At 70.6% G+C, this 24,834-nt stretch carries 26 protein-coding genes; 6 read left to right on the top strand and 20 right to left on the bottom strand.

Features of this window, described 5'->3' with window-relative positions:
* Positions 1 to 187: 187 nt before the first annotated feature.
* Positions 188 to 2,416, top strand: a complete 2,229-nt coding sequence (locus tag D1350_RS20920; RefSeq protein WP_125777988.1) for a hypothetical protein — start codon at positions 188 to 190, stop codon at positions 2,414 to 2,416.
* Positions 2,417 to 2,477: 61 nt separating this feature from the next.
* Here D1350_RS20920 and D1350_RS20915 read toward each other — a convergent pair whose 3' ends face one another.
* The 18 genes from D1350_RS20915 to D1350_RS20830 form a co-directional block, all read right to left on the bottom strand.
* Positions 2,478 to 2,867 (bottom strand): hypothetical protein, encoded by a 390-nt coding sequence (locus D1350_RS20915; protein ID WP_125777987.1) that lies wholly within the window; start codon positions 2,865 to 2,867, stop codon positions 2,478 to 2,480.
* Positions 2,868 to 2,946: 79 nt separating this feature from the next.
* Positions 2,947 to 6,387, bottom strand: coding sequence for a LysM peptidoglycan-binding domain-containing protein (locus tag D1350_RS20910; protein WP_125777986.1), 3,441 nt, complete (start codon positions 6,385 to 6,387; stop codon positions 2,947 to 2,949).
* On the bottom strand, positions 6,384 to 6,803 hold the full coding sequence (locus tag D1350_RS20905) for a TadE/TadG family type IV pilus assembly protein (RefSeq protein WP_125777985.1): 420 nt from the start codon (positions 6,801 to 6,803) through the stop codon (positions 6,384 to 6,386). Before D1350_RS20905 ends, D1350_RS20910 begins: the two co-directional genes overlap by 4 nt.
* Positions 6,800 to 7,234, bottom strand: coding sequence for a TadE/TadG family type IV pilus assembly protein (locus D1350_RS20900; RefSeq protein ID WP_125777984.1), 435 nt, complete (start codon positions 7,232 to 7,234; stop codon positions 6,800 to 6,802). Before D1350_RS20900 ends, D1350_RS20905 begins: the two co-directional genes overlap by 4 nt.
* On the bottom strand, positions 7,231 to 7,626 hold the full coding sequence (locus D1350_RS20895) for a TadE/TadG family type IV pilus assembly protein (RefSeq protein ID WP_125777983.1): 396 nt from the start codon (positions 7,624 to 7,626) through the stop codon (positions 7,231 to 7,233). The genes D1350_RS20900 and D1350_RS20895 overlap by 4 nt, the downstream gene beginning before the upstream one ends.
* Positions 7,601 to 7,819, bottom strand: a complete 219-nt coding sequence (locus tag D1350_RS20890; RefSeq protein ID WP_125777982.1) for a hypothetical protein — start codon at positions 7,817 to 7,819, stop codon at positions 7,601 to 7,603. Before D1350_RS20890 ends, D1350_RS20895 begins: the two co-directional genes overlap by 26 nt.
* Before the next feature lie 80 nt (positions 7,820 to 7,899).
* Entirely contained in the window at positions 7,900 to 8,811 is a 912-nt protein-coding gene (locus D1350_RS20885; RefSeq protein ID WP_125777981.1) for a type II secretion system F family protein, read from the bottom strand.
* A complete protein-coding gene (locus D1350_RS20880; protein WP_125777980.1) occupies positions 8,808 to 9,674 on the bottom strand; it encodes a type II secretion system F family protein in 867 nt (288 codons plus the stop codon). Before D1350_RS20880 ends, D1350_RS20885 begins: the two co-directional genes overlap by 4 nt.
* Positions 9,674 to 11,251, bottom strand: a complete 1,578-nt coding sequence (locus tag D1350_RS20875) for a TadA family conjugal transfer-associated ATPase (protein ID WP_240644260.1) — start codon at positions 11,249 to 11,251, stop codon at positions 9,674 to 9,676. The genes D1350_RS20880 and D1350_RS20875 overlap by 1 nt, the downstream gene beginning before the upstream one ends.
* A complete protein-coding gene (locus D1350_RS20870) occupies positions 11,248 to 12,129 on the bottom strand; it encodes a CpaE/TadZ family protein (RefSeq protein WP_206074628.1) in 882 nt (293 codons plus the stop codon). Before D1350_RS20870 ends, D1350_RS20875 begins: the two co-directional genes overlap by 4 nt.
* 1 nt (position 12,130) lies before the next feature.
* Complete coding sequence (locus D1350_RS20865; protein WP_125777979.1) at positions 12,131 to 12,793, bottom strand: SAF domain-containing protein; 663 nt, start codon at positions 12,791 to 12,793, stop codon at positions 12,131 to 12,133.
* A gap of 26 nt (positions 12,794 to 12,819) precedes the next feature.
* On the bottom strand, positions 12,820 to 13,806 hold the full coding sequence (locus tag D1350_RS20860) for a hypothetical protein (protein WP_125777978.1): 987 nt from the start codon (positions 13,804 to 13,806) through the stop codon (positions 12,820 to 12,822).
* The gene (locus D1350_RS20855) at positions 13,791 to 14,354 is read right to left on the bottom strand and encodes a hypothetical protein (protein ID WP_125777977.1); all 564 of its coding nucleotides are present in this window, start codon (positions 14,352 to 14,354) and stop codon (positions 13,791 to 13,793) included. Before D1350_RS20855 ends, D1350_RS20860 begins: the two co-directional genes overlap by 16 nt.
* Positions 14,355 to 14,723: 369 nt before the next feature.
* On the bottom strand, positions 14,724 to 15,500 hold the full coding sequence (locus tag D1350_RS20850; protein ID WP_125777976.1) for an aminotransferase class IV: 777 nt from the start codon (positions 15,498 to 15,500) through the stop codon (positions 14,724 to 14,726).
* 161 nt (positions 15,501 to 15,661) lie between these two features.
* On the bottom strand, positions 15,662 to 16,264 hold the full coding sequence (locus D1350_RS20845; RefSeq protein ID WP_125777975.1) for a GNAT family N-acetyltransferase: 603 nt from the start codon (positions 16,262 to 16,264) through the stop codon (positions 15,662 to 15,664).
* The gene (locus D1350_RS20840; RefSeq protein WP_164545258.1) at positions 16,261 to 16,974 is read right to left on the bottom strand and encodes a lasso peptide biosynthesis B2 protein; all 714 of its coding nucleotides are present in this window, start codon (positions 16,972 to 16,974) and stop codon (positions 16,261 to 16,263) included. Before D1350_RS20840 ends, D1350_RS20845 begins: the two co-directional genes overlap by 4 nt.
* A complete protein-coding gene (locus tag D1350_RS20835; RefSeq protein WP_125777973.1) occupies positions 16,971 to 18,806 on the bottom strand; it encodes an albusnodin/ikarugamycin family macrolactam cyclase in 1,836 nt (611 codons plus the stop codon). The genes D1350_RS20840 and D1350_RS20835 overlap by 4 nt, the downstream gene beginning before the upstream one ends.
* Before the next feature lie 60 nt (positions 18,807 to 18,866).
* Positions 18,867 to 19,070: a hypothetical protein gene (locus D1350_RS20830; protein ID WP_125777972.1), complete on the bottom strand. Its 204-nt coding sequence runs from the start codon at positions 19,068 to 19,070 to the stop codon at positions 18,867 to 18,869.
* A gap of 118 nt (positions 19,071 to 19,188) precedes the next feature.
* Between D1350_RS20830 and D1350_RS20825 the strand changes: the two genes are divergently transcribed.
* The 5 genes from D1350_RS20825 (at position 19,189) to D1350_RS20805 (ending at position 23,150) form a co-directional block, all read left to right on the top strand.
* The gene (locus D1350_RS20825; protein ID WP_125777971.1) at positions 19,189 to 20,736 is read left to right on the top strand and encodes a transcriptional regulator; all 1,548 of its coding nucleotides are present in this window, start codon (positions 19,189 to 19,191) and stop codon (positions 20,734 to 20,736) included.
* Complete coding sequence (locus D1350_RS20820) at positions 20,737 to 21,096, top strand: signal peptidase I (protein WP_125777970.1); 360 nt, start codon at positions 20,737 to 20,739, stop codon at positions 21,094 to 21,096.
* A gap of 111 nt (positions 21,097 to 21,207) precedes the next feature.
* On the top strand, positions 21,208 to 21,774 hold the full coding sequence (locus tag D1350_RS20815) for a cysteine hydrolase family protein (RefSeq protein WP_125777969.1): 567 nt from the start codon (positions 21,208 to 21,210) through the stop codon (positions 21,772 to 21,774).
* On the top strand, positions 21,771 to 22,628 hold the full coding sequence (locus tag D1350_RS20810; protein WP_125777968.1) for an FAD-dependent oxidoreductase: 858 nt from the start codon (positions 21,771 to 21,773) through the stop codon (positions 22,626 to 22,628). The genes D1350_RS20815 and D1350_RS20810 overlap by 4 nt, the downstream gene beginning before the upstream one ends.
* A gap of 42 nt (positions 22,629 to 22,670) precedes the next feature.
* Positions 22,671 to 23,150 carry a GNAT family N-acetyltransferase gene (locus tag D1350_RS20805; protein ID WP_206074627.1) on the top strand — a complete coding sequence of 160 codons (480 nt, stop codon included), beginning with the start codon at positions 22,671 to 22,673 and terminating at the stop codon, positions 23,148 to 23,150.
* A gap of 216 nt (positions 23,151 to 23,366) precedes the next feature.
* Here the strand turns inward: D1350_RS20805 and D1350_RS20800 are convergent, their stop codons facing one another.
* A complete protein-coding gene (locus tag D1350_RS20800; protein ID WP_164545257.1) occupies positions 23,367 to 24,494 on the bottom strand; it encodes an HAD family hydrolase in 1,128 nt (375 codons plus the stop codon).
* Positions 24,491 to 24,805, bottom strand: coding sequence for a hypothetical protein (locus D1350_RS20795; RefSeq protein WP_125777966.1), 315 nt, complete (start codon positions 24,803 to 24,805; stop codon positions 24,491 to 24,493). Before D1350_RS20795 ends, D1350_RS20800 begins: the two co-directional genes overlap by 4 nt.
* Between the last annotated feature and the right edge of the window lie 29 nt (positions 24,806 to 24,834).

Genomic DNA, 24,834 nt, shown 5'->3' with positions numbered 1-24,834 from the left:
CATCTCAAGCTGTCGCGGATGCTCTCGCCGAAAGTTCGGGTCGGGCACACCCCGCACTGGGCCAGCGAACTGAAACAAATCTCGGGCACACATTGCCCGATGGCGGGCGGGTTTGTACAGTTACGCCCGCTATGTACCCAATGTAGGGGGAAGCATGCGCTGGAATCAGCGACCGTTCCGAATGGCTGTGGCAGCTCTCGCCACCACGGCCTTGATGACACCGTTCGCGGCAGGTGCTGTGGGCGCCAACGAGCTGCCCCTGTGGCAGACGGAGATCGCGAAGATCCCCTCGACCCAGTACAGCCGCGACGCGTTGGCTTACATGACGGAGGGCACCGAGGCGCTCAGGCCTTGGATCGACGAGGAGGGCCTGGCTGCCAGCCGGTTGGAGCCGGTACTCGGCGACGTCGCGTCGGCCTACTTCGACGGTGCGAGGTTCACGGGGCGTGCCCAGGCAGAGGCCGCGTTTGGCAACTTGGGGCACTTCGAGCAATACCTGAAGTCCCGTATGACCGGTGCGTCCCCGCCCAACGGTGATGCCGAGGCCGGGCATGTGACCGCGCTGGTCAAGTCAATGACCGGTATCCGGCTTCTCGCGGATGCGACGGTCCAGGACGGCCATGCGGTCATCGATCCCTTCGACTCGCCGCATCGCCCTGCCGACCTCAAGCTACCGGCCGGGCTTGAGGCGGCACGCGCCCAGCTCGCCGACTCCGAGGCGAACCTGGCCAAGACTGACGAGTTCTTCATCAAGGCGAACATCCAGCCCGCCACCATCAACGCCCAGCGCGCCTGGTCCAGCGGATTCGCGGTCCTGGAGACCTTCGGGATCGTCTACGACGGCGACCACGACGGTGACGGCGTGATCGACGTGGTTGAGCTCCGGATGGGATCCAGTCCGCTGCTGGCCGACTCGGATTTCGACGGGTTGACCGACGAGTTCGAGATCAGCGAGCTGGCCGGCTGGACCTGGCCCGCGAAGTTCGACTCGGACGGCGACGGTGCCGACGACGGGGCCGAGGACGTCGATGGCGATGGGCTGTCCAACCTCCGGGAGCAGGAGCTCGGTACGTCGCCGACGAATCCGGACACGGACGGTGACGGCGCGAGCGACGGTGCAGAGGTCGCCCAGGGGACGAACCCGCTGGTCAAGGATCAGCCGGTGGTCATCGTCACTCCGCCGGCTGGGTCGCTGCCGCCTATCGAGTCCACTCCGACGATCGTGGACAGCGATGGTGACGGTCTCGAGGACTATGACGAGACCACCGAGTGGCTGAGCGACCCGGCCAACGTCGACACCGACGGTGACGGGCTCGGTGACGGTGACGAGATCGACATGGGGATCGCTCCGATCACCACGGACACCGACGGTGACGGGCTCGGCGACGCATACGAGGTCCTCCACGAGGAGGACGAGGGCCTCGACCCACGCGTCTTTGACGAGAGGATGAGCGCATGGGACTACGCCACTGACGCCGCGATCGGTTTCGTTGCGGGCGAGTTCATGCCCCGAGACTCAATCGCTTGGCTCGCCGGAAACATCTGCTCGGGGGCGCTGAGCTTCATCCCGATCTACGGCTGGATCGCCGGGGCCATCACCGACCTACGTGACACGATCGGCGCGGCTATCCACGGGGACTGGGTCGGCGCCGGCCTCAGCATCATCGGCATCATCCCTTATGCCGGAGACGCTGTCTCCATCCCGGGCAAGATCGTCAAGTGGGTGCTCGGGTTCGGCACCTCCTCGGTCCAGGCCACTGCGTACAACCCGAGGAAGCTCAAGCAGGCCCTACGACTGTTTGCCAAGAGTGACGTCTTCACCGTGGCGCAGCGCGCCACAGTCATCAAGGCGGTCATCGGTACGCTAGGAATCTCCGTCGAAGCGTTGACCAAGGCGGGCATGACCGACGAGGCGCTGGTGACACTCGCGAAGTACGCCACGAACGACCTGGAGGTCCTCGCGCGAGCGGTCGACAACACGCTGCACCAGGTCGGTGCAACGGCCCCTTGGATCGTCAAGTCCACGAACCCGACGGTCGCGGCGAAGACGAATGCCGAGAAGTGGGTCGCGCAGACAGTCGGGCCGAACGCGGTCCACAAGGGTTCGCCGTTCAAGCTTGACGGACAGGCTGAACGGCGACCGGACGTCACCGAGACCCGTGCAGACGGGAGCAAGGTGATGCATGAGTCGAAGCTTGGGGTGATCACGCATCCGGTCTACAACAACCACGCCTTGGACGAGTGCGCCCGCGACGCTGCGCTGAAGGCTGCAGGCAAGCTGGGCGACGTGGTGTGGCACTTCGTGCCTACCGACAGTGGCAAGAGCCTCGGTGCTCAGCAGGCCATCTTCGACTGCCTGCAGAACAACGGGATCAAGTACACGATCCACATGCCGAGCATGACGACCTGGCCGTAGACGGGCGATTGCCCGTGCCCCTGCCCCCGCCCAGCGAGGGCAGGGGCACGGGCAGTCCCGATCAGGGAGAACTCTGATCGGTGAGCCCCGCGAGGCCGGCGATGACCTGCAGGAACGCAACCTGCGTGTCTACAAGGCTCAGGTCGGTCCTCAGCTCGAAGTACCAATCGTCGAGCATGTCCAGGTCGTCATGAAATCTTTCGAGAATCGACGGGTAGAACGACTCGGCGTCGAGACCGGTGGCGGCCTCGACCCGCTCGTTGATGAACACCATCGTGTTGTAGTACTCGTGGTCCTCCGGCGTCTCGAGCACGGAGATGGCATCGGCGATGGCCCGCAGCCGTTCCCGTGCTCCCGGCGAGTTGGCGATCCGGTCGATGGCTGACCCGACCGGGTCGTCGCCGGTGGGGGCCATCCTGACGGGCCACGGAACTCCCTCGGTATAAGGCATACGAAGGACCCTACTCGGCACGCCACCGGGCCGGCCGTTCCGCTGTGGAAGCCCCGCCCCCTCTCGGGGCAGCGGTGCGCTATACAGACCCGTTGCGGCGGGCACGACGGTGGGCGGCGTCGATCGCACCGCTGCGCTTGCCGGGGCCGCCCGGGCCGGTCTCGTCGTCGAGCCGGGTCAGGAGTTCGTTGGCGATCTCCTTGGCCTTCTCGGGGTGTTCGTCGGCGAGCTCGACGAGTGTGTGGTCCTTGGCGAGTGCTTCGTTGCCGGGGTCGGCGAGCCTCCAGGTCTGGATCGCGCGTCGTGCGAGGGGGACGTCGTCCTGCCGGAGCGCGCGGGTGATAACCAGGTGGGCGACGTCGCCGACCAGGGCGGTGTACTCGTCACGGAACCGCTCGTGGTGGAAGGCCCAGACCCATTGGTCGTACTTTTCCTCGGGCACGGTGAACGGTACGCCTTGGACGAGCTCGAGGGCGGCGACGAGGTCCTCGAGCCCGTCGGCGCCGCGTCGCAGGGCTCGTTCGTAGAGCCGGCGGAGCAGGTCGGTGTCCAGGAGGATCTCGTCGATCTTGTACAGGTGGCGCGTAGGCGGCGCGCCCTTGCGAGGCCGTCCGGGGGTGCCCCGGCCGAGGCGCGGCTTGCCGTCGGGTCGGTTGCCGACGTAGCCGCGCAAGACCGAGAGCCTGCTGCGCACGTCACCGTCGACGTTCTCGTTGAGGACTGCTGAGACGTCCTCCAGGGTGACGCCCTGGGGGTGCAGCGCGAGGTAGGCCGCGAGCATGACGAACAGCGGCTGGAGCCCGTTGCCTTCCTGCCCGTCGGCGGGCCCGGGTCCCCAGAGCGTGACGGGTCCGAGGAGCTCCAGGCGCGGGCGCCGGCACGCCGGCTCGTACCAGTCGGCCAGGTCGTCATCCAGCCTCGGATCAGGGTCGGGGTCCGTGTCGGCGGCATCGCCGGGGCGCTGGACGACCGGTGCGAGCCGGGCGACGTCCTCGCGGGTGTTCGCGGTGCGGGCTGTGTAGACCTCGTCGGGCTCGGGCAGCAGCGACAGATCACCGGCCGCCGTGGCGGCGTCGGCCGGCCGGTCCGTCGTCCGAACCAACGGGGGGTCCTCGGTTCTGGGGGCCGTGGTGGCTGGCTGATCTGCGGTGTCCCGGCCGGTGGCGTGCTCGACGAGCGAGTTCGGGACGTCGGCGGGGTTGCGGGTGAAGGCGACGATTCTTCTGCACGCCTCGAGCTCCTGGACGCTCATCCGTGCGGCGTCGACGTCGATGCCCAGGACGTCGACGCGCAGCCGCCCGCCCTCGATCCGCAGCTCGACATCTTCGGCGCGGGGTGGCTGGGCGACCCTTACCACGGCCGCGCTCGACCGCCCGGGGTGCGTGCCGATTTCGTCGGCGAGCTCAGTGATGCCGGGCAGCGGGGCGGCGGCCACGACGATGTGGAACTCCTCATGGTCCTCGCCGTCCGGGGCCGCCTCGGCCGACTCCTTGACGTAGACCCCGATGTCTGTCGCGAAGGTGTCGTCGTGCTCCTCGATGACGCGGTGGAGTGACAGTGCTCCGGCGCCCTCGGCGACCCCGACCACGTGGGTCGTGAGGTTCGCGGTCCAGGGGTTGAGCGCGAGCTCTGCCACGACGTGACGGGCGAAGGCCGAGACCTCCTCGGCGTCACCGGTGACCGCAACGGTGCGCAGGTGTTCCAGGTCCAGGAGCACCGCGGTGCCGTTCTCGCGCTGCCCGACGGCGGTGAGCATCGGGTACGGGACCAGCTCGTCCGAGCGTCCGGGAGCAGACGGGAGCGGTGCCGACCAGCGGACGCCGTCGCCTTCCCAGGGCTGGGGAAGGTGCGCCGGTGTCGCGAGGTGCAGGGTCGCTGTGTCGTCCGTGAGCTCCACGGCGACCAGGGCCGGGCGTGGCGTGTGGTGGCGCAGGTTCGGCCCGGCCAGCTCGCGCAGCAGGTTGTCGAGCCGGCGGACGTCGGGTGCGCGCCGGCCGCCCACGACCCGGGCGCTAACCGCCGCGCTGACGGTCTCTTGCGGGATCGGGGCGACGGCCCGTCCTGGGCTACGTAGTCGTTCCTGGCGTGCTCGCCCTCGAGTGATCGCCAGGTGCAAGCCCGCGGCGAGGACCGAGCCGCCGGATGCCAGACCGGGCAGGAGCCACGACGGAGCCTGCGCAGCCTCGTCCGTCGCCGGGGCGTCGTCACTGCCGACCGTCGTGTCCAGCACCTCGGTGCTTCTCGGCGTCTCCTCGCCTGCGTGCGGCGAGGGGTCTGCCGACGGTGCACCCTCTTGGCGTGCGGTCCCCGTGGCGGTCGCGGCGCCGGCGGTCCCGCCGTTGCCTCCGTCATGGTCGCTCGGAGCGTCCGCGTCCGCGTCCGCGTCGGCGTCGGCGCCCGTGGGTGCGTCGACGTCGGCGGGCGGCGGTGTGGCCGAGCTGGCCGCCTGCCCCGTGACGCCTTGGAGAGGGTCTGATACCGGTGTTGCGGCGCCCGGCACGGTCAGCGTCCAGCCAGGTTCGATGTGGTCGGGGTCGGTGAGCCGGTCGCCGTCGGGCTGGACGGTGTCGGAGGAGGCGTCGGCGATGTCGGGGTAGCGGTCGGCCTCGCCGAGTGCGTCCAGGGCGATCTGGGAGAGAGTGTCGCCGCGCTGGACGATGTAGGTCGTCGCTGAAGTTGCCTCAACGCCGGCGACGTCGGTCGAGGACGCAGGCGAGGTGGGGACCCGGACGGTCTGGCCGGGGGTGAGGAAGTCGGGGTCGGCGAGGTGTGGGTTGAGGTCGGCGATCTCGGTCCAGCGCCGGGCGTTGCCGAGCTGTTCGCTGGCGATGCGCCACAGGGTCTCGCCGGGTTGGACGACGTGGTCGACCGACGCGGAGGGCTGCGTCGGTGGGGCGCCAGCAGCGGCATTGCCCGACGGCGTGGCCTGGTCGCCGTCGGTCACCGGGCCGCTGTCAACGACGGCGCCGGCCGCCGTAGAGAGCGACCGACCGCGATGAGCGTCGCGCGCGTCATCAAGCATCGTGGGGACGATCACCGTGGGCACGGGCGCCGCGGCGCTACCGGCGCCGGTCTCGGGTGCGGTGTGGACGACGGCGTGCGCCGTGCCTGGGGACTGGGTCACGGCCGGGACGGCGGCGAGGGCGAGGGCGGTGGCGACGACGCGGCGGGCGAAGGCTTGGGGGAGCCCGGGCAGGTGGGGCGCGGGCGCGTGCCGCAGGGCGGCGATGATCTCGATGAGGACGGTGACGGTGAGCCAGGCCCACAGGCCCCAGAGGACGACGATCAGGCTCATCGCGAGCAGGGTGCCGTTGTCGGGTGAGTCCAGGCGCAGGCGCAGGTCGTCCCAGGTGGTGACGGTCCATAGGTACCGGTGCGCGACGACCAGGAGATAGGGGATCCCGGCCAGCAGCCCGGCCAGGCCGAGCAGCGCGAGCACGGCGGCAGCCCGCCCCCGCCGGGCGGCGGCGGGCGCTGGGCGCTGGACAGGCTGGTCAGGTCGGGGGCGGGTGGTGGTCATGAGCGGTTCCCTCCGACGGTGCGGACCAGGTGCGCGGAGGCCGTGGCGCTGACGTGCAGCGGGCCGATGCCGACGGCCCCGAGGATCACTGGCTCGTAGGTCTCGTGGACCGTGACGGTGACCTGGTCGGTGCTGGTCTCGACGGTGCCGGTGACGCCGGACGCGGTGAGGTAGTCGGTGGCGGCCCAGTAGGCACCGGCGGGGTCGACGGTCAGGGGTCCGCCGGTCATGGCGCCTGGGGCGACCTGTTGGGCGCCGGTGCGGGCCGCTTCGGCGGCGATGTCGTGGGCGCGCTGCTTGGCGTGGATCTGCCCGCCGAGGTCGACGGCGAGCCCGACGCACAGCGTGAGCACGACGGCGCTGAGCACTGCCCAGGTGCTGATCGACCCTTCCTCGGAGCGCTCACTGGGTGTCATGGTCGTTCCCGGTGCTGGTCGACAGCCGACGTCATGGTTGCGGTGATGGTCCGGCTGCCGGGGATGGGCAGGCCGAGGTCGGACACGTCGAGGTGGCAGGTCACCGTGGCGGACACGCTTGACGGGGTCCCCACGGGTGTGGTCAGCCCGGTGGTGTCCACGGTGACGTCGGTCGCGGTGCACCGGATGTCCTGGTCGGCCAGGCTGGCCTGTGCTGAGGTCACGGAGTCGTCGTGCGCCTGGATCGGGTCGCGGGCCAGGGACGCGGTGCGTGCTGCCTGGAACGCGGCGGTCTGGACGGACTGGTGGGCGATCGCGACCCGCCCACCGAACACGATGAGCATGATCATGAGCCCCAGGACGGGCACGATGATCACCGCTTCTATCGTCGCCGACCCGGACTCGGGGTCGTGGACGGGTCGTCTTCTCATGGGGCGGTGACCTCCTCTCGGGCGACGGTGGAGCTGTGCCGGATCTCGGGGGTCCAGAACGGCACGATCGACAGGGAGACCCCGGTGACTGTGACTCTCGCTGTCGTGTCGGTCATGGTCGCCTCCACGGTCCAGGTGCTGAACGCGTCGTCGCCGGTCCCAGCGAGGAACGCCTCGGCGGCGGCGATCCCGGCGCCGGCGGTGCCGTGCTCGGCTCCGGCAGCGCGTGCCCCGGTGGAGGCAGCGGCGATCGACAGGCTGCGTGCCTGGTGCAGGAGCGCTGTCTGGACGCCGAGGAACAGCAGCACCAGGAGGATCGGCAGCAGGACTGCCATCTCGACCGTGGCGGAGCCGGCCTCGGACCGGCTACTGGATCTTGCCGACCTGGGCATCGAGGTAGGTCCTGATCGCGCCGGCCACCAGGGTGACGAACCCGATGGCGATGCCTACCCACATGACCTGCTCGAGCGTGATGGCGCCCTCCTCCGGGTCGCGGTCGGCGGCCCGGGCGCGCTGGTAACGGTCGGTGAGGCTGTGGTGGAACCGGTGGCCGAGGAGGGCCAGGGTGGTGAGCAGGTACAGCATGGTGATCACTCCTTGAGTGGGGGGTCTGTGGTGGTGGGCCGGGGCTCGCCACCGGTTCTCGGCGTGGGGGCTCCTTCCTGTCAGGTGCTCGCGGCCATCCGCAGAAGGAACGGCGCCATGACCAGGACGATGAACACCGCGCCGAGCAGCGAGCCGGGGATGGCGAGCTGCTCGCCGAGGCCGTTGGCGCGGGCGAGGTCGTCGTTGAGGATCGCTGACCGCAGCCCCGCCGATCGGGCGGCGAGGGCTTGGTAGGCGGCTGAGCCTTCGGCGCCGGACAGGCGCAGGACGTCGGCGATGTCGTGCAGCTCGGGCAGCCCGAGCTCGTCGGCGAGCCCGGCCAGCGCGTCCCACGGTGGCAGCCCGGACCAGCGTGACCGGGCCAGCTCCTCGGCCAGGCGGGCGAACACGCGGGTGTCGGTGGCCCTGGCGGCGTTCTCCATCGCCTGGCGCACCCCGGACCCGGCGGCGCGTTCGAGCGCGACCAGGTCGGCGAACGCGGCCAGCGCGACTCGGAACTCGCCGCGCAGCGCGGTGGCGCCGGTGTGTGCGTTGTAGTTCGGCGTGAAGAACAGGATCACCGCCAGCAGCAGCCCCGCCCCGACCGGGACGACGGCCGCCACGGGTAGCCCCGCGACCGTGGCGCAGGCAGCGATGACCTGGGGCATCAGGAGCCCGACGACGGCGAACTGGACCTTCTCCCCGTAGAACCGGGCGAGGGGGATCTGCAGCAGTGCGAGCTCACGGCGCGGCGTGCGCGCCCAGACGGCGGAGGGCAGGGTCCGCGCGGCCCAGGCGCCGAGGCGTTCGGTGCTGTCCGACGGCGTACCGGCCGCCTCGGTCGACGTGGCCCGGCCCGGGTGCCGGGCCGGGGTGACCCGGCCGATGGCCTCGGCCAGGTCGACGTGCGCCGGTAGCAGCCGCACCACGAGCACCGCCAGCGCGAGGCCGACGAGCGCACCGGAGCTGATCGCCAGTGCCAGCGGGCTCATGACCGGCCCCCGTCCGCCAGGAAGTCATGGGAAACCCTGACCAGGCGGACGGGCTTGGGCCCGGCCGACAGCCGTTTCATCCACAGCAGCGCCGCGACGTAGGCGGCGAGCAGGAGCAGGAGGAGGAGCTGCCCGGCGGGGGTGCGGTACGGGTCGATGAAGTCCCCGGTCAGGGTCAGCGCGCCGAGGATGATCGCGGAGATCAGGGTGACCCAGCGGGCGGATGCGCGGGACTTGGCGCGTTCGGCCTCGACCTGGCGGCGTGCCTTGACCTGGTCGGCGACCGACTCCGCGATCCGGGTCAGCAGGGCGACCAGGCCGCCGCCGCGGCTGCGGGAGGCGGTGATGAGCTGGAGGGCGACCTGGTCGGCGGTGGTGTCGTCGAGCTCTTCGGCGAACGCCCGCAGCGCACCGGCAGTGTCGTGCCGGGACGCGATCCGCCCGGCAAGGCGCTGCACCTCGCCGGCGATCGGTCGCGGCGCGGACCGCACCGTGGCGATCAACGCGTGCTCCAGCCCTTGCCCGGACCCCAGCACCCCGGACAGGGACCGGGTCCACTCCTCGAGCGCCTCGAGGCGGGCGATCTGCTGGGCCGGTACCGGGTCGGACAGCAGCCACGGCAGCCCGACCGCCGCCAGCGGCCCCACGACCACCAGGACCGGCAGCCCGGTGACCTGCCACCCGACCACCCCCGCCGCCAGTCCTGCACCCGCCAGGACCCAGGAACGCTGCGCGACCCGGGCCATGCGCGCGGGGCGGCGGCGGGCCGCATGGCGGGGGACGAGGTCCCACCCGTACCACCACGCCACAACGAAGAAGACGGCGAGGCCGAGCAGGGTCCCCGACAGGACGGCGAGCTCCATCAGGACACCTCCTGCTCGGCGGTGAACGCGGCCAGGTCGAACCCGTCAGTGGCCAGCACCCGCAGCGGGTCCGGAAGGACGTGGGGGCGCAGGACGCCGTCGGGCCCGGCCTTGAACACGTGCGTCGTGGCCGGTGTCCCGGGGGAGTCCCCGGGCTCGACGGCGACGATCTCGGCGACCCGCCGCACCCGCTTCTTCGTGCCGTCCGGGCCGCGGACGACCTTCATCTGCAGGTGGACCACCAGGTCGATGGTCGCGGCGAACGCGTCGGTCAACGTGGCGTGGGAGTACTGCGGCCCGGCGGTCTGTGCGCAGTTGACCAGCTTGGGGATCACCGCCCCGGCGTCGCGGGCGTGGGTCGTGGAGATCGACCCCGTCCCGTTCTGCATCCCCAGCAGCAGCGGCAACGCCTCCGGTCCGCGGACCTCGCCGACGATGGTGCGCTGCACGTTCAGCCGGACCGCGGCCATCACCGCCTGCATGAGGGTGTACTCCCCGGCCTGACGCCCGTCCGGGCCGTACTCCCCGGTGCCTTGCCGGGCTTCGATCGGCAGCACGTAGGGCAGCCGCTCCTGGAGGAAGAGTTCGGCCTCGGACTCGGCGGTCACGATCTGCTCGTCGGGGTCGATCTCGGCGCACAGACCTCGCACGACCGTCGTCTTGCCCGACCCGGGCGACCCCGACACCACGATCGAGAGCCCTTGCCGCACCGCCGCGGCGAGGAATCCCGCGGCCAGCCGGGGCATCAGGTCCAGGCGCACCAGGTCGTCCAGATCCACGACCACCAGCCGGTGGCGGCGGATCCGCAGCTGCGGGCGCGGGGTCACCCACGCGATCGCGGTCAGCCGCGACCCGTCGTCCAGCCGCAGGTGCAGCTCCGGGCTCGCCTCGGAGAAGGCCCGGGCGCTGGACTCGGACCGCGAGGAGAGGAAGGAGACGAACTCGACCAGCTCCTCGTCCGAGTCGGCCACCGCGAGCCCCGGGACCAGGGTGCCGTCGGTCAGCTCCAGGATCACCCGGTCGTGACCGAACACGAGGATGTTCTCCACCCGGTCGTCCTCGATCAACGGCTGCAACCGGCCCAGGCGGAACACCATGTCGAACGCGGCCCGCGCCAGCCCCTGCTGGGCCGGTGCCGTCGGGCGCGGGCGACCGGAGGCGACCTGGTCGGCGACATGCTCACCGATGAGGTCGACGATGATGTCCTTGCCCGCCTGCTCCTTGTCCCGGGCGCTCATCGCCGGGGACGCCGTCGACACGACGTGCGACAACCGCTCCGAGACTCGCGTCCGCAACAGCTGGACCAAGCCCCAGTCGACCGGCGGCCCGAGACGGATCACGCCCTCGGCGGCAGGCGTGAGGTCCCCGAACGGTGAACCCGGCCCGGCGGCTCTCGCTGGTGCGGGGGCTGCGGCGCTCCAGGGGTTCGCGTCCGGCTTCGTCCGGCCAGCAGCCGTGGGCACCTCGAGCGGGGCCGGGGTGCGCAGGAACGGAACATCAGCAGGGTCGACGCCGGCGAAGTCTGCGTCGGCGAGGTCGACGTCGGTCAGGTCGCCGGGGTCCTGGATCGTCGTCACGCCCGCGCCTCCTCGTTCTCGTCCGGCCTCGACGGGTCCGCGCCGTCGTCGGCCCGGCCGCCACCGCGCAGCAGGGCGGCACGCTCGAGCAGAGCGGCGACGACCGGGCCCTTGACCGACGGCGCCTGGCCGCGGCCGCGAGCCACCGCGGCCAGCAGCACGTCCGCCGCCGCAGTCAGTCCACGCCGGTAGCCGCTGGTCTCGAAGCGGCGCGGCGGGGCAGCCCCGCGGTGATAGACGGCGGCGCCGCCCGGGTCATCAGGCAACGTCGCCAGCACCGGCAGCCCCAGCACCCGGGAGACTTCCCGCGGCCCGTACGGGTCACCAGGGCCCACGACGAGCAGGCCGGGGTTGGCCCAGAGCCGGTCACGACGCACCAGCTCCGCCCACGCCCGCGCACCCGCCACCGCGGGCAGGTGCCCACGCAGGACCAGCGAGGTCAGGTCCGCGCCGGCCAGCAGTGGGTCAGGGGCGCCCGGCGCGCCCAGACGACCCGCGTCGACGAGCACGTCCTGCCCCGTCTCGTCCAGACCGGCCAGCGCACCGGCCAGCGGCGACCACAGGTCACTCAGACCCCGCGCCTGGACGTGCGACCGCGGGCCTGCGACGAACCGTGCCCGTGCCTCGGGGTCGGCCTCGTCGAGCGGGACCGCGACGCGGGGCAGCAGGTCGGCGACCGGCTCGGCGGTGAACGCCAGCTCGATCAACCCTGCCTCGTAGTCCCGGGCGCCCTTGAACCAGCCTGTCAGAACCCCGGACGCACCGGTCGGGTCGGCCTCCACGAGCAGCACCGGACGCGGCCACGCCAGCGCGAGACCGACCGCCGTCGTCGTCACCCCAGGTGAACCCTGCGCGGAGCACAGCGCGATGACGGCCATCTCAGCCCGCCTCCCGCGAGTCCAGGATCAGCTGCGCCGTCCCGGCCGCCAGGCCACCGGTCAGCTCCAGCGCCTCGCCGTGCGGGAGCAGGACGTCCACCACCGTCTGCTTGGTCGCCTGGTCCACGTGCACAGTGACCACCTCCCCGTCGGCGAACGCCGGCAGGCCACCGGGCTCGGTCTGCGGTGTCGACGGCGTCACCACCACCCGGACCTTGTCCCCGGGCGCCAGGCGCGTGCCCAGCTCGGTCGTCAGCGGGACCGCGACGATCGACTCACCAGCCGCCGGGACCACGACATCGGTCACCGCGTCCGGCGAGATCGACGAACCAGCCGCGATGTCCAGAGCGGCACGCATGCCCACCACCGACCCGGCCGCATCAGCGCCGACCGCCGACAGGCCCGTCCCGGAGCCCACACGAACCCGGCGCAGGTCGTCCGCGTCGATCACGGTGCCCCGCGGGATCGTCCGGGCGGCGACCAGCACCTCCCGCGCGTCCGACGTCGCCGACCACGCCAGCCCCGCCCCGACCGCTCCGGCGACCGCCAGGGCAGCGGCAACCAGGAGGGCGATAGGACGACGTCGGACCTTCGGAGGCGGCGCAGAGCGGGCCGGGGGCGGCACCTGTGGTGTCGCCTCAGGTCGGGTGGCTGTGTTCGTCATAGGTCGCCCCCTCCGCGCCGGGCCCGTCAGCTCACGAGCACCTGCGCCTCTCCGATCGTGACGGCGACCTCGCTGGTCAGACCGTCGAGCGTGATGGTTCCCTGCTGTCCGGCGCCCTCCCACTCCACGACCCAGTGCGAGGTCGCGGACACGGTGAAGGTGCCATCCGGCTGGTCGCCGGAATCCTGGGTGTAGGTGTGCCCGCAGTCCGGGCTCCCGTTCTTGCCGAACCGGGCCTCGTACGGGGTGCCCGCCGACGCACACCTCACGACCGCCCCGTCGCCCATGTCCCACACGACCTCACGCACACGCGCAGTAGCGGTGACCGAGACACCCCGCACGGTCGCGGTCCGCGTGACCGGGCCGAACGTCGTCGCGTCCACGCCGTCGGCCCACAGCCACGTCGGCAGCCCCACGATCCCGACCTCGCCCGGGCCCGGCGTGATCCCGATCCGGATCGCCTGGAGATCCATCTGGGCCACCGCTTGGCGCGCGACCTCGCCCGGCGAGGGCAGCGGCGGGCCCGCCTCGGGCGGGTTCGGCGAGTAGACCAGCGACACCTGGACGCCCGCCACGTCGAAGCACGGGTACACCGCCCCCGTGTCAGGGCCGCTGTTGAACTCCCGCTCGAAGTGCTCCCACATCGCCGTGCCCTCCGCCGGCTGCGGGTTCGCCGGCGTCGCCGAGATATAGCACCCAACGTCCTGCCGCCAGAACCCCTTGTCCGTCGAGCAGGGCACCGGCTGACCGGCGTTCAGGCACACGGGCGTGCCCACTTCGTCGGGCGCGGCAGCGCTCCCACGGTCGGCGCCAGCCTCCGGCCGCCGCGTTGGGTCGCTAGCCGGAGCGTCGTTGCCGACGCCACCGACGCTTCCCGGGCCGACCGCTTCCACGACGCACGTGCCCGTCGTCGGGTTCACCAGCGTGCACGACGCAGGATCCGCCGAAGCAGCGTCGGCGCAGAGCACCGTCGCCGCCAGTACGACGAGGGCTGTCGTCACGGTTCCGCGCACGGTTCCTTCTCCAGGGTCTCGCCCGCGGTGACGCGCCAGTCGTCGTCGGCGAAGTTTGTGCTGGTCATCGTCAGACGGGACCAGCCGCGGTCAGGACGCTCGGCGGGAACTACCGAGGCGCCCGACGCGTCGACTACGTCGACCTCGCTCACGTCGTAGCAGGTGTCGAACACGGCGGTCGCGCTGCCGTCGGGAGATGTGGTGACACCCTGCGTCGTCACCGAGACGACGCGGGTCCCGCCCTTCTGGGTCCAGCCGTTGTTGCGACTGCGCTCAAGCTCGGCACGCCAGGCCTCGAGATAGCCGCCAGTGAGGCCCTCGTCGAGACGGGAGAGCGGCTGAGACCCATCCGAGGCGAGGTCGTCGAGGAGTGCGTAGTACCTGTCGACGGTCGCCCGAGCGCTCTGCTCGGCACGCTCGCGATCTGAGGTCGGGCTGGGGGCAGGTGATGGGGAGACAGATCCAGAGACCGTCTGGGTCGGATCCGAAGTCGGATCGGTTGGACCGGTGCAGGCGGCCATCAAGGACAGCAGCAGCGCTCCGGCCACGACTGTGGCCAAGCGGTGTGCGACTCGCATGACGGACCCCCTCGCCAATGGTGCGGGCGCTCGTTTCGCGAAAGTTGTTGCCGTCGTGAAGCACAGCAACTGTCTTTCGGCGATTCCAAGAGTGCACCAAGGTTTTGCCTGCTGACAACCGCATTGGTCGGAGCTCCTCGAGTTAGAGCTCTCCGAACGCGGACCAGGTGACGCCGGCCCGACGGTGCCCAGACTGCCACGCACGCCGATGGATACCGCGCAGGCGGGAAACGCGCACACGGAGCGGAGAACGTTCCGGTGCAGGTCAGAAACGTGCACGTGCTCGCCGGGCGGGCCTTGTGCGCGGCCGCACTTCCATGTGCAGGGTCCCGGGTCACGTCACACGGGATCGGCCTCGATTGCCAGATAACGCCTGCGGAGCGTGTCGAGCGTCGGATGGGTCGTCTTGTACTGTGCCGCGTCGATGGCCGAGATCGCCCGCACTCCGACTGCGGCGTTGGTCGCGAATGCGAGATCGAACGCCTTGAGGTCATCGCAGGCTATCCGCCGGGTGGGGTGACCTCCTTCGAGTGCGAGGAGGTCCAGCGTCACGCCGTGGAGCATCTTGCCTTCGGGCCAGATGACGTCCGTCCCCACGACGAAACCAACGTTCCAGGTGGCACCTTCGGTGATCGTCCCGTCAGGTGTCGTGAACAGTGCATCGTCGTACCCGTCGAGACGAGCCGCTCGGCGGTGCGCGATGGTTGCGAACAGCCCTGTCGACTTCGTGGCAGGCAGGTCGCGCTCATAGATTCGGGTCTGAACCCGGAGAGGCGGCAGATCTAGCGCCCCCGCGGGACGCGTCGTCACGAGTACACGTGGCCGACGGACCTTTTCGGGCTCGCCAAGGGTCAAGTCTGGGTCGAAGACTGTCACCCTGACCACGACCGATCCGTCCGGTGGCGCAGCCTTCCGGACGAGGCGACGCACGTGGTCGATGTCGAGGTCGGTCCCGAACAGGGTCTCGGCGTCACGAGCGAGGCGCTGCAGGTGGAGCGTGAGCCCTCGGACTCGTCCGCGGTCGACGCGCATCGAGGTGAAATGCCCGTAGCCAGTCAACGCCAGCGCTTGAAGGTGCTCCGCAGTGACCGGGTGTCCGTCGAGTTCGGCTGCCATGCCGCCAGTCTGCCGTCGTGTGTGACCTGAAGTCAGCGCCACACGATTTGGCCGTTGGCGCTCCCCGAACTCATCTCATAGCCACTTGACGCCGCTCGTCCAGGCGTGGAGTCAGGAGCCCTGCCGAGCGTGGTCGACGAGGGCACGCGGTCCGTGGGTGGCTACGCGAGTTCGTCTCGGTCGTGGTTGATTGCTTGCTCGACGAGGCGGGGTCCGGGGAAGTCTGCGGGGATGGCGTCCATGAGGATCTCGTCGGCGGGTTGGCCGAGCCACATGTTGGACTGGCGGCGGGTGCCGATGGTGCGGAATCCGGCCTTCTCGTAGGCGCGGACGGCGGCGGTGTTGTTGGCGATGACGGACAGGTATACGTTGCGCAGCTGGGTGACGTGGAAGGCCCAGTCGAGGACCATCGTGGTGGCTTTCGTGCCGACGCCGTGGCCGCGGGCTTCGTCGCCGAGGTAGATGAAGAACTCGGCGGTGCGGTAGCGGTGGTCGATGACGAGTGAGGTCATCCCCACGGGAGTCCAGGTGCCGTCCTGCTGCCGGTAGACGGTGAAGCGGGTCTGTCCGTCGGTATAGCGCATCTGTGACTGGAGGCCGTCGGTGCGACCGGTCAGGGACTCGGGGGTCTGGCGGCCGTAGCCGGCCATGACGGGCAGGGTGTTCTCCCACCGCCAGTAGGTCTCGGCGAGGTCGGCGCGTAACGGGCCGAGTCCGACGCCGTCGTGGGTGAGCCAGAGGTCCGGCTCGGTGATGTCGGTCATTCTGTCTCCTGATGGGGTTCGGGGATGGTGCGCAGGGTTGTGAAGCGGCTGGTCGAGGCCGGTTCTGCGACAGGGGTCCCGTCGCATTCGATCCAAGCGTGGAGGCTGTGGGGGTCGGTGGCAACGCCATGACACCAGGTCACCCCGGCGCGCGCGAGGGCGAGGGCGATGACGGCCGCGACGGACTCTTCCAGGCAGGCGACGCGGACGGGGACCCAGCGTGCGACAGCGCGGACGGTTTGCACGGCCGCGGTCGCCTCGGCGGGGGTGGCCGGGCGTCGTGTGGTGCGGTGCGCGCGCTCGACCAGGCGGAGGAGGCGGGCCATCGTGCCCGGCGTGGGTCCGGCGCCGCGGACGGTGAGCGTGAGGATGAGCGCCAGGACGGCTCTCAGGCCGAGGGCGGTGGGGGCTCGTCGCTGGTGTTCTGCGGTCCCGGCTTGGTACTCCTCGGCGCCGAACGACAGCTCGGTGGCCTTGCCCGGTACCGGTGGGCGGCGTGATCCGCGCTCGGTGAGCAGCCCGGCGTCGGCCAGCCGGGCGTGGGTGGCGGTGATCGTCTCGGCACCGTCGGTCGCGGTCGCAGCCCAGATGCGCGCGGTCTGCCCGGTCAGGGCATGGACCGTCCCATGGCGGTAGTCGACGACAAGGGTGACGTGGTCGAAGCGGGCGCCCCGGAAGTGCTCGGGGACGCCGAGTCGTGCCGGGCTCACGGGGTCGTCACCGCCTGAGTGCTGTGGGTGGGAGCGGACCAGGTAGGGGCGGGCTCGGACTCCAGGGCGCTGATCCAGGCTTCGATGCCGAGGACAGTATCGAGCCTGTAGAGGGGGACGGCGGCTCCGGTGGCGGCTGACCGGAGAACGGCGCGGAGCCGGGCGGCGTCGACCAGACCGTGGTCGGCCAGGCGGCCGCCGGCGAGGTCGAGCAGGGCGGGAAGGTTCGCGCGAAGGCCTTGGAAGTAGTCGGAGGTGAAGGCGCCCTTGGTCGTCCGGGCCCTGAGCGACTGCGGGTACAGGCCTGCCAGGGCGTCTCGGAGGACGGGCTTGTACTCGCTCGGTCCGGGCAGATCCGGCACGGAGACCGAGAGGCAGGCGTCGAGGACGCGGGAGTCGACGAACGGGTTGTGCAGGGTGATCCCGTGGTGATCGGCGAGCTGCGCGTCAGCGAATGCCGTCCGTCCGACGTCGGCGGCTGCGTTCGCGATCAGGTGGCGACTAGCGTTCCCCGGCGCAATGGGTTGAGCGTCATAGGCCGCCTGGTCGGCGATATCTGCCGCGAGGCGGCGGGTCTCGTCGGTCAGCCAGGCTGGGGTGAGGGCCGGGGCGATCCATTCCCGGGCGGTGCGGGAAGCTCGGGCGGAGACGCGTTCGCCGCGCCAGATCCGGGCCTGGACGCTGAGAACATCGCCGGGCTGGGGTCGTACGTAGGCGGCCGCGCGCTCGAGGATCGCTCGCGGTGTCGTCTGCCGGATCCGAGCGAACCGCACGGCTTCGGAGACCGCACGCGCGATGAGGCCTCGGCTGAGCAGGTCGCCGATCCAGGCGAGCGGGGTCATGAGCACGGCGTCGCCACCGTCGCCGGTCAGGTGCGCGTCACTCGCCACGAGGTCGTGCATGGCGTCGAGCTGGAACGCGAACCGGGCGTAGGCCTTGGCGGACGGTGCGGGTTCGTCCGTGGGTGGCAGCTGGTTGAGCCGACCGTAGGGCTGCTGGTCGGCGGGGAGCGGGAGCGGGTGGTGCCGGATCCCCGGCCGCGTCGCGGCGTCGAGAGCATAGAGCAGGTCACCGGCGGGGGTGTGGGTCTGCCTGTGCACGGTGAACGCTGCGACCGACCGGTCGGGGCTCAGTGCCTCGGCCGCGAGGAGCGTCAGGGCGGTCGAGTCCAGCCCGCCGGACAGGTCGGAGCTCGGAGACGTCGCGCCCGTGACGCGGAAGCGCACGGCGCTGGTGAGCTCGCGGCGTAGGGCCACGGCGGCGTCGACCGGTCGGGTGATCGGAGCCCAGACCGCGCGTCGATGGGCCGTCCGGCCGGAGACTCGTGCCCGGTGGCCGGACGGGAGCAGGCGGACGTCGTCGAAGTACGACCGGTCCGCGGACAGCAGGGTCGAGGCCGGTGCGAGGAGTTCTGCCGCGATGCGGGGTAGGTCGAGCCGCCCGGTGGTCAGGCCGGCCAGGTGCCGGGAAGAGGTTGCCCAGTACAGGCCGTCATCGGCCTGGTGAACGTAGATAGGGACTGCGTTCGTGAGGTCGGTCCAGATGGTCGTCGCAGCAGCGGTCCGCTCCACGACGGCGTACGCGCCCGACCAGCGGGTGACGACATCGTCTGGGACACCGTGCGAGGCGAGCCTGTCGAGGTCATCGTGGCCGGCACTGCAGGCGCCGATGATCAGGACATCCCTCACCGGGGTCGATGCCGCTTGCAAGACTGCGCCCGGGAAGGCGCCGACCGCCCAGGCGCACGAGTCACCCACCGCCCAGAGCTGCTGGCCGTCGAGCGGGCGCCTCGGCTCCGGTGACGTCCCGTGAAATCCGGCGAACCAGCGCATAGCGTTCCTCCCTCCGAGTGGTGCGGTGGGGCCCGGCGTCGCGGGGCCCCACCGGGCCTGTCACTTGTAGGCGTACCGCTTGTCCTCTGTGCCGGCCTCCGGCGAACCGCCGAGCGTCAGCTCCACGACGTCACCGATCACGGTGACCTCCTCGAGGGTGCTCGCGGTCTCGGGCTGGTGCTTGATGTGTCTGGCGGCAGGGAATCCCGCCCGCCTAGGGTGTGACCAGCCGTTCTGCACGACGCCGGGCGGTCCTGGCGCCACCGGAGCGGCCGTTTCGAACAAGTCGATTCAAGCCGTACGAGACCCGCGGTCCCATGCACCTGCGATGCACTCGCAGTGCACCGGAGCCGCACCAGGGATCTGCCGACAGGGAGGCCGGATGACCGTCGTCGCCGAGTGGACCGGCCAGCACGCGATCACATTGCGGCGTGCGCTACGCCTGACGCACGAACGGTTCGCCGAGGAGCTCGGCACCGCGGTCCGGACCGTGGCCAAGTGGAGCGCTGAGCCCACCGTCGTCCCCACCCCAGAGATCCAACGAGCACTGGACACCCTGCTGAGCAGGTCGTCCGACGACGACCGGAAACGCTTTGCCCTGCTCGTCGCCAGCGCCGAACCCATCCCAGTCGGCGAAGTCCCGATCGAGAACCTCGCCGCGCTGGACCGCCTAGACACCGACCCCGGCCTTCGCGGTGCACTCGACTGGATCGACCGCCTCACAGGTAACGCGAGCGGCAGCGCGAGACGACTCGTGATCGGCGCCATGAACGCCGGACCCCGACGATCCGGCGATCGGGCCGCGGCTGTGACCCGGGAGCAGGTCGCGTCAGCACTGACCGGGTACTACGGCACGGACGGGACCCACGCCCCCTATCGCGCTCGTACCGTGACCGGACCACTGCAGACCAGCATCCTGACGACCACCGACTGGCTCGACCTCGCCCAGCCGATCGGCCCCGACATCGACGACCTGACCCTCCGCCCTGCTGCCGTGGCCTACCCAGTCGAGCTCGATGCCCGGGCGGCCGTGGCCCGGCTCGCGCATGTCCTGCGATCGGATACCCAGCTCGTGAACGGGACCCTGTACCGCCTGACCGGGTACACCGCAGACGACGGCGGGTTGCGTGGGACGGTCGCACCGACAGAGTTCGTGCCCTACGCGCTCACCCTTGACCTCATGGACGGCGAGCTGACCGACGCGATCGCCCGCGACGACGCCACGACACGCGGCTTCCTGCCCCTGCGCGATCGCTACCTCCCCGACCTGGACAGAGTGCTCGACGTCCGCTCACGGCTCTGCGTCGGCGGAACCCTGGCCCTGACCGCGATCGCCCGACCTGCCAGCCGCCGACGACCTGCCGACTACGTCCTGCTCGTCCAGGAACGCTCGCAACGGGTGCTCAACGCCAACGGCCGCCTCGCCGTAGTCCCCAAGGCCTTCCACGGCCCCCTGGTTGACCACGCCGAGGACGCCTCGATCGGGTCCACGCTCGTGCGCGAGATGGAAGAAGAACTCTTCGGTCGCACCGACGTCGACTCCACCCTCTCCCACCCGGTCCAGGCCGACCCTTTCCACCCGAGCCGCCTCTCAGCACCGATGGCATGGCTCACCCAGCACCCCGACGCCTGGCACATGGAGTGCACCGGATTCGGCTTCAACCTGGTCAACGGGAACTACGAGTTCGCCGACCTCGTCGTCATCCACGACGACGAGTGGTGGGCACGGTTCGCCGGCCGGATCGAGGCGAACTGGGAGTCCAGCGCCCTGCGCCGATACTCCAGCCTCGACCGGAACCTCCTCGATACACTCGCCCACAGCCCCGGCTGGAGCAACGAAGGCCTCTTCGCCCTCCTCCAGGGCTTTCGCCGGCTCGCCGACCTCGGCGGCAGGCGTGTCGATCTCCCTGACGTCGATCTGGAGCTGTGAATGAGTGACAACTGGTACGCCGGCAACGCCAACGACGACGCCGACCAGCACCGTGGCTGGCTCCTTGGGCACTTCATCGCTCCCGAGACCCCCGGCTCCACCGTGCGCCAGACCGGCGACCTCGAGATCAAGTGGGGCATCCACCCCGAAGGACAGCAGCGACCGGAATGGACCGCAGACGACCAGCGCACCACCCTGCTCCTGCTCGTCAGCGGACGATTCCGCCTCGACCTGACCACCAGCAGCACCGTCCTGGAACGCCAGGGCGACTACGTCGTCTGGGGCCCCGGCATCGACCACTCCTGGCACGCAGAAGCCGACTCCGTCGTCGTCACCGTCCGCTGGCCCTCCATCGGCTGACGACCGGTACGACGGTCACCGGCGCGGCACCGGCATCGTCGTGAAGACCAGCGGACTGACCGAGATATGTCGCAGGGCACAGGCTGCCCTGCGCGACGAGGGGCGGTAACCATGCAGACCAACCACCTGACCCGCCCGGCTCTCGTCGTCATCGACATGCAGAACGGCTTCCTCAACCACCACAGCCGGCACGTGACACCGGCCGTCGTGGCCCTGGTCCAGGAGTGGACCAGCCGCGGGCTGCCCGTGGTGTTCACCCGGTTCTTCAACGAAGCGGGCAGCGCGTACGAGAAGTACTTCCGGTGGACCCGGCTGGTCGACTCGCCCGAGACCGACCTCGCCCCGGAGATCGCTGCACTCACCTACGGCAGCCCTGTCGTCGACAAGCTTGGCTACACGCTCTTCACCCCAGAGGGTGTGGCCCTGGTCGCCGAGCACGGGTGGACCGACCTCGTCTTCTGCGGGGTCGCCACGGAGAGCTGTGTGCTCAAGTCCGCTGTCGACGCGTTCGAGCACGGGTACGGGCCCTGGATCGTGACCGACGCTTGCGCAAGCGACGCCGGCACACCCGTGCACGACGCCGGCCTGACCGTCGCCCGGCGGCTCATAGGGAAGCACCAACTCCTCACCGTCGACGACCTGCTCTCCCGGCTCACTCCGACCGACGCCCCCGCATGACTACGAGCGTCGACCTCGTCGTGATCGGAGGCGGACCGGCCGGGTGCGCCGCAGCGGTCATGGCCACCTCCGTCGGCATGACCGTCACGCTCGTCGACCCCGGCTTCCAGCTCGGGGGCGCCCTATGGCGCATCCCGACGATCCAGAACGTCCTCGGCGGGCACAGCACCGGCCCCGACCTCGCCAAGGCGATCATCGCCGACGTCGACCGCACCCACGCCACCGTCATCCAGGCGACAGCGCAAGCCATCCACCCGTCCGACCAGGACGTCACCGTCGACCTCGCCGACGGCACAATGATCGTGGGCCGGCACGCCGTGATCGCCACCGGAGTGCGTCCCGCTCAGCCCGACGACGTGGACTGGCTCTTCGCAGCAGCCGGAACGGTCCTGACACCGCTCTGGGCAGCCGACCCGGCATACGCGGATGGGGCGACGTGGCAGGTTCTTGGCGCTGACAGGCCACTCGGGACGTTCCTGCGTGCCCACCCCGATCTCGACGTGCGGTTCGAGGTCCTGTACCCGCCCGCCGACGAGTACAAGACCCACGAAGTCAGGGACGACGCGCGCGTCACTCTTACACGGGTCGAACGCCACAGCCTCGACCCGGACGTGGCGAGCCGGAGCGTGGACCCCGGAAAGGCAATGATCTTCGCGAACCTCGGCGTCATGCCAGCCACGATCCAGGGCACCCAGCCCGCCGACGACGGCTACTGCCCACCCGATGCCCAACACGCCCGCATCCACATCGGAGGCGACCTGCGATCAGCACGGGGGCAGCGGATCCAGACCGCCATGGGATCAGGAGCCGAGGCAGCGCTCAGCGCGTACTACGCCAGTCGACGGATCACCTGACCACATCGGCTGATGGTCAGCGATCAAGGAAGGACGAGGTGGATGACGATGATCCTGGAACCGTTGACTGTCGGTCGGATTGAAGCAGTAATGGCTTTGACCGTCACGGGTGCACCGTTCGTACGGACTCGGTCCCGGTCGGACTACTGGTTGTTCGCGACGCTCTTCTCGTCGACCTGCCCGGTCATGGTCGTGGATCACGATGTCGTTGGTTCGGTCGTTGCCTTCGTCAGCCAGGAAACGCCGGCGGATCTGTACGTCCAGGACGTCGTCACGAGCTCAGGGCATCGGCGTCGTGGGGTGGCGGGGAGGCTGTTGAGTGCCGTCGCGGAGCGTGGCCGAGAGCTCGGCTGCAGTCGGATGTATCTGACGTCGGAGCCCGAGAATTACGGGGCACATGCTGCGTGGTTGTCGCTGGGGTTCGAGAACGTACCAGCGTCGCGGAAGGTCGAGGGCATGTTCGTCACGCCCGATTTCAAGGGGGCGGGGTACGACCGGGCTGTGTACCAGCGGTTCCTCTGAGGGCGGGCACGATCGGGCGCTCGGCGGCGCAATACGCCTATCGACAAACGCGATGATCCCGGCGGCTGGCGGGTTCGAGATGCTAGAAGGAACGCACACGGGCCGGGACCGCCCAGGGGGCAGGCCCCGGCCCGCGTCCCGCCGAGGGGCTCGGCGGGCTCACAGCCGGGCTGGGGAGTGGGGAGGGGTCCCGGCCGCGAGTTTGTGGGCGACGGTTCAGTCGCGGTACAGGGGGAGCTCGTAGGACGTGGGTCCGTCGGTGAGGGTGGTGCGTCGCCAGCGGGCGCGTAGTGCGATGTCCGCGGCGGGGTACGCGAGACGGGCTTCGGTTGCGGCGTTCTCGACGTCGCGCATGGTGGCTCCGGTGCCGGCGGGGATGGGGGCGTGGGTGCGCCAGGGGCCGTCGTCAAGGAGCCAGGCGGTCACGCTCGTCAGGGCGGGCCCGGTGCCGTGCCACACACGCAGGGTCATCGCCGAGGGGCTGGAGTCGACGGCCGCAGCGAGCTGCGCCGCCAGGGGCGACAGGCCGGAGTCGAGCGCTGTGGTGGGGACCAGGGAGCGCAGGACGGTTGCGGCGCCGTCGTCGGTGAGGCTTCCGGTGGTCTCGTCGGCGGCGTGCCGGACGCGGGCTGCGGCGTGGCCCATGGCGACGCCGCGTCCGGCCCAGGTGAGCATGTCGCAGTCGTTCATCCCGTCGCCCACGGCGACGGTGGCATCGACCGGGAGGTCGAGCTGCTGGCGGATCTGGTCGAGGGTGGTCGCCTTCGAGACCCCTGGTCCGACGACGTCGAGCCAGTCGGACCCGGCCGCGGTGACTGTGGCACCGGTGGCGGCTAGGGCGTCGGTGAAGCGTCGGATGCCGGACCCGACCAGGGCGACCCGGGTGGCCGGGGTGGCGCACAGGTCGGCTACGGAGGTGAGGGTCTGGGGTCCGTTGAGGGCGCCGTCGGGCAGCCTGCGGGAGACCCGCCAGCCGACGCCGACGTCCTCGATGGCGATCACGACGCCGCGGACGAGGTCTTGGGCGCGGCGGATGACCTGGCGCGGTTCGAACAGGTGCGCGTCCTGGACGATGTATCCGCTCGGTGCGGTCGGGTCGAGCCGGACCAGGAGCGCGCCGTTGGACCCTGCCGCCCACCCGTCGGTCAGGCCGAGCTGTCGGGCGACCGGCATCAGGCCGGCCAGGGACCGGCCGGTGGCCAGGACGAGTTCGTGCCCGGCTGCGCGGGCCAGGTCGACTGCCTGGTGGGTCGCGGCGGAGGCCAGCCCGTGGGTGTCGACGAGGGTGCCGTCGACGTCGAGCGCGACCAGGCGCCTGGTGATGGTGGTGGTCTTGGTGGTCATGCGTCGGCCCGCCCTTCGGTGTCGCTGCCGGTGGGCACGACGACGCAGGTTGCGCCCATCTTGGCCAGGGAGTGCTGGATCCCGCGGCGAGCGAGGCATAGTGCCGCGTCGTCGGGCAGCAGGAGCAGCTTCGCCTCGTGCAGGGCTGTCGCCTCGACGATCTGGGTGATCGTGATGGTGTCCGCCCGGTCGGTGATGACCTCGGCCAGGGCGATACCCTCGGCGGCGGCGTAGTCGGCCAGTGCCTTGCGCTGGTCGGCGGTCTCGGTGCCGGACACGTAGCCGACCGCGACCGATGCCGGGGCGCTCATGGCCTGGCTCCTGGAGTGTTCTGCACGTT

Origin of the sequence: Antribacter gilvus (assembly GCF_003946865.1) — a bacterium.
Lineage (GTDB): Bacteria > Actinomycetota > Actinomycetes > Actinomycetales > Cellulomonadaceae > Antribacter > Antribacter gilvus.
Note: the sequence above shows the minus strand (reverse complement) of the source record. Positions and strands in the feature narration are given on the sequence as shown.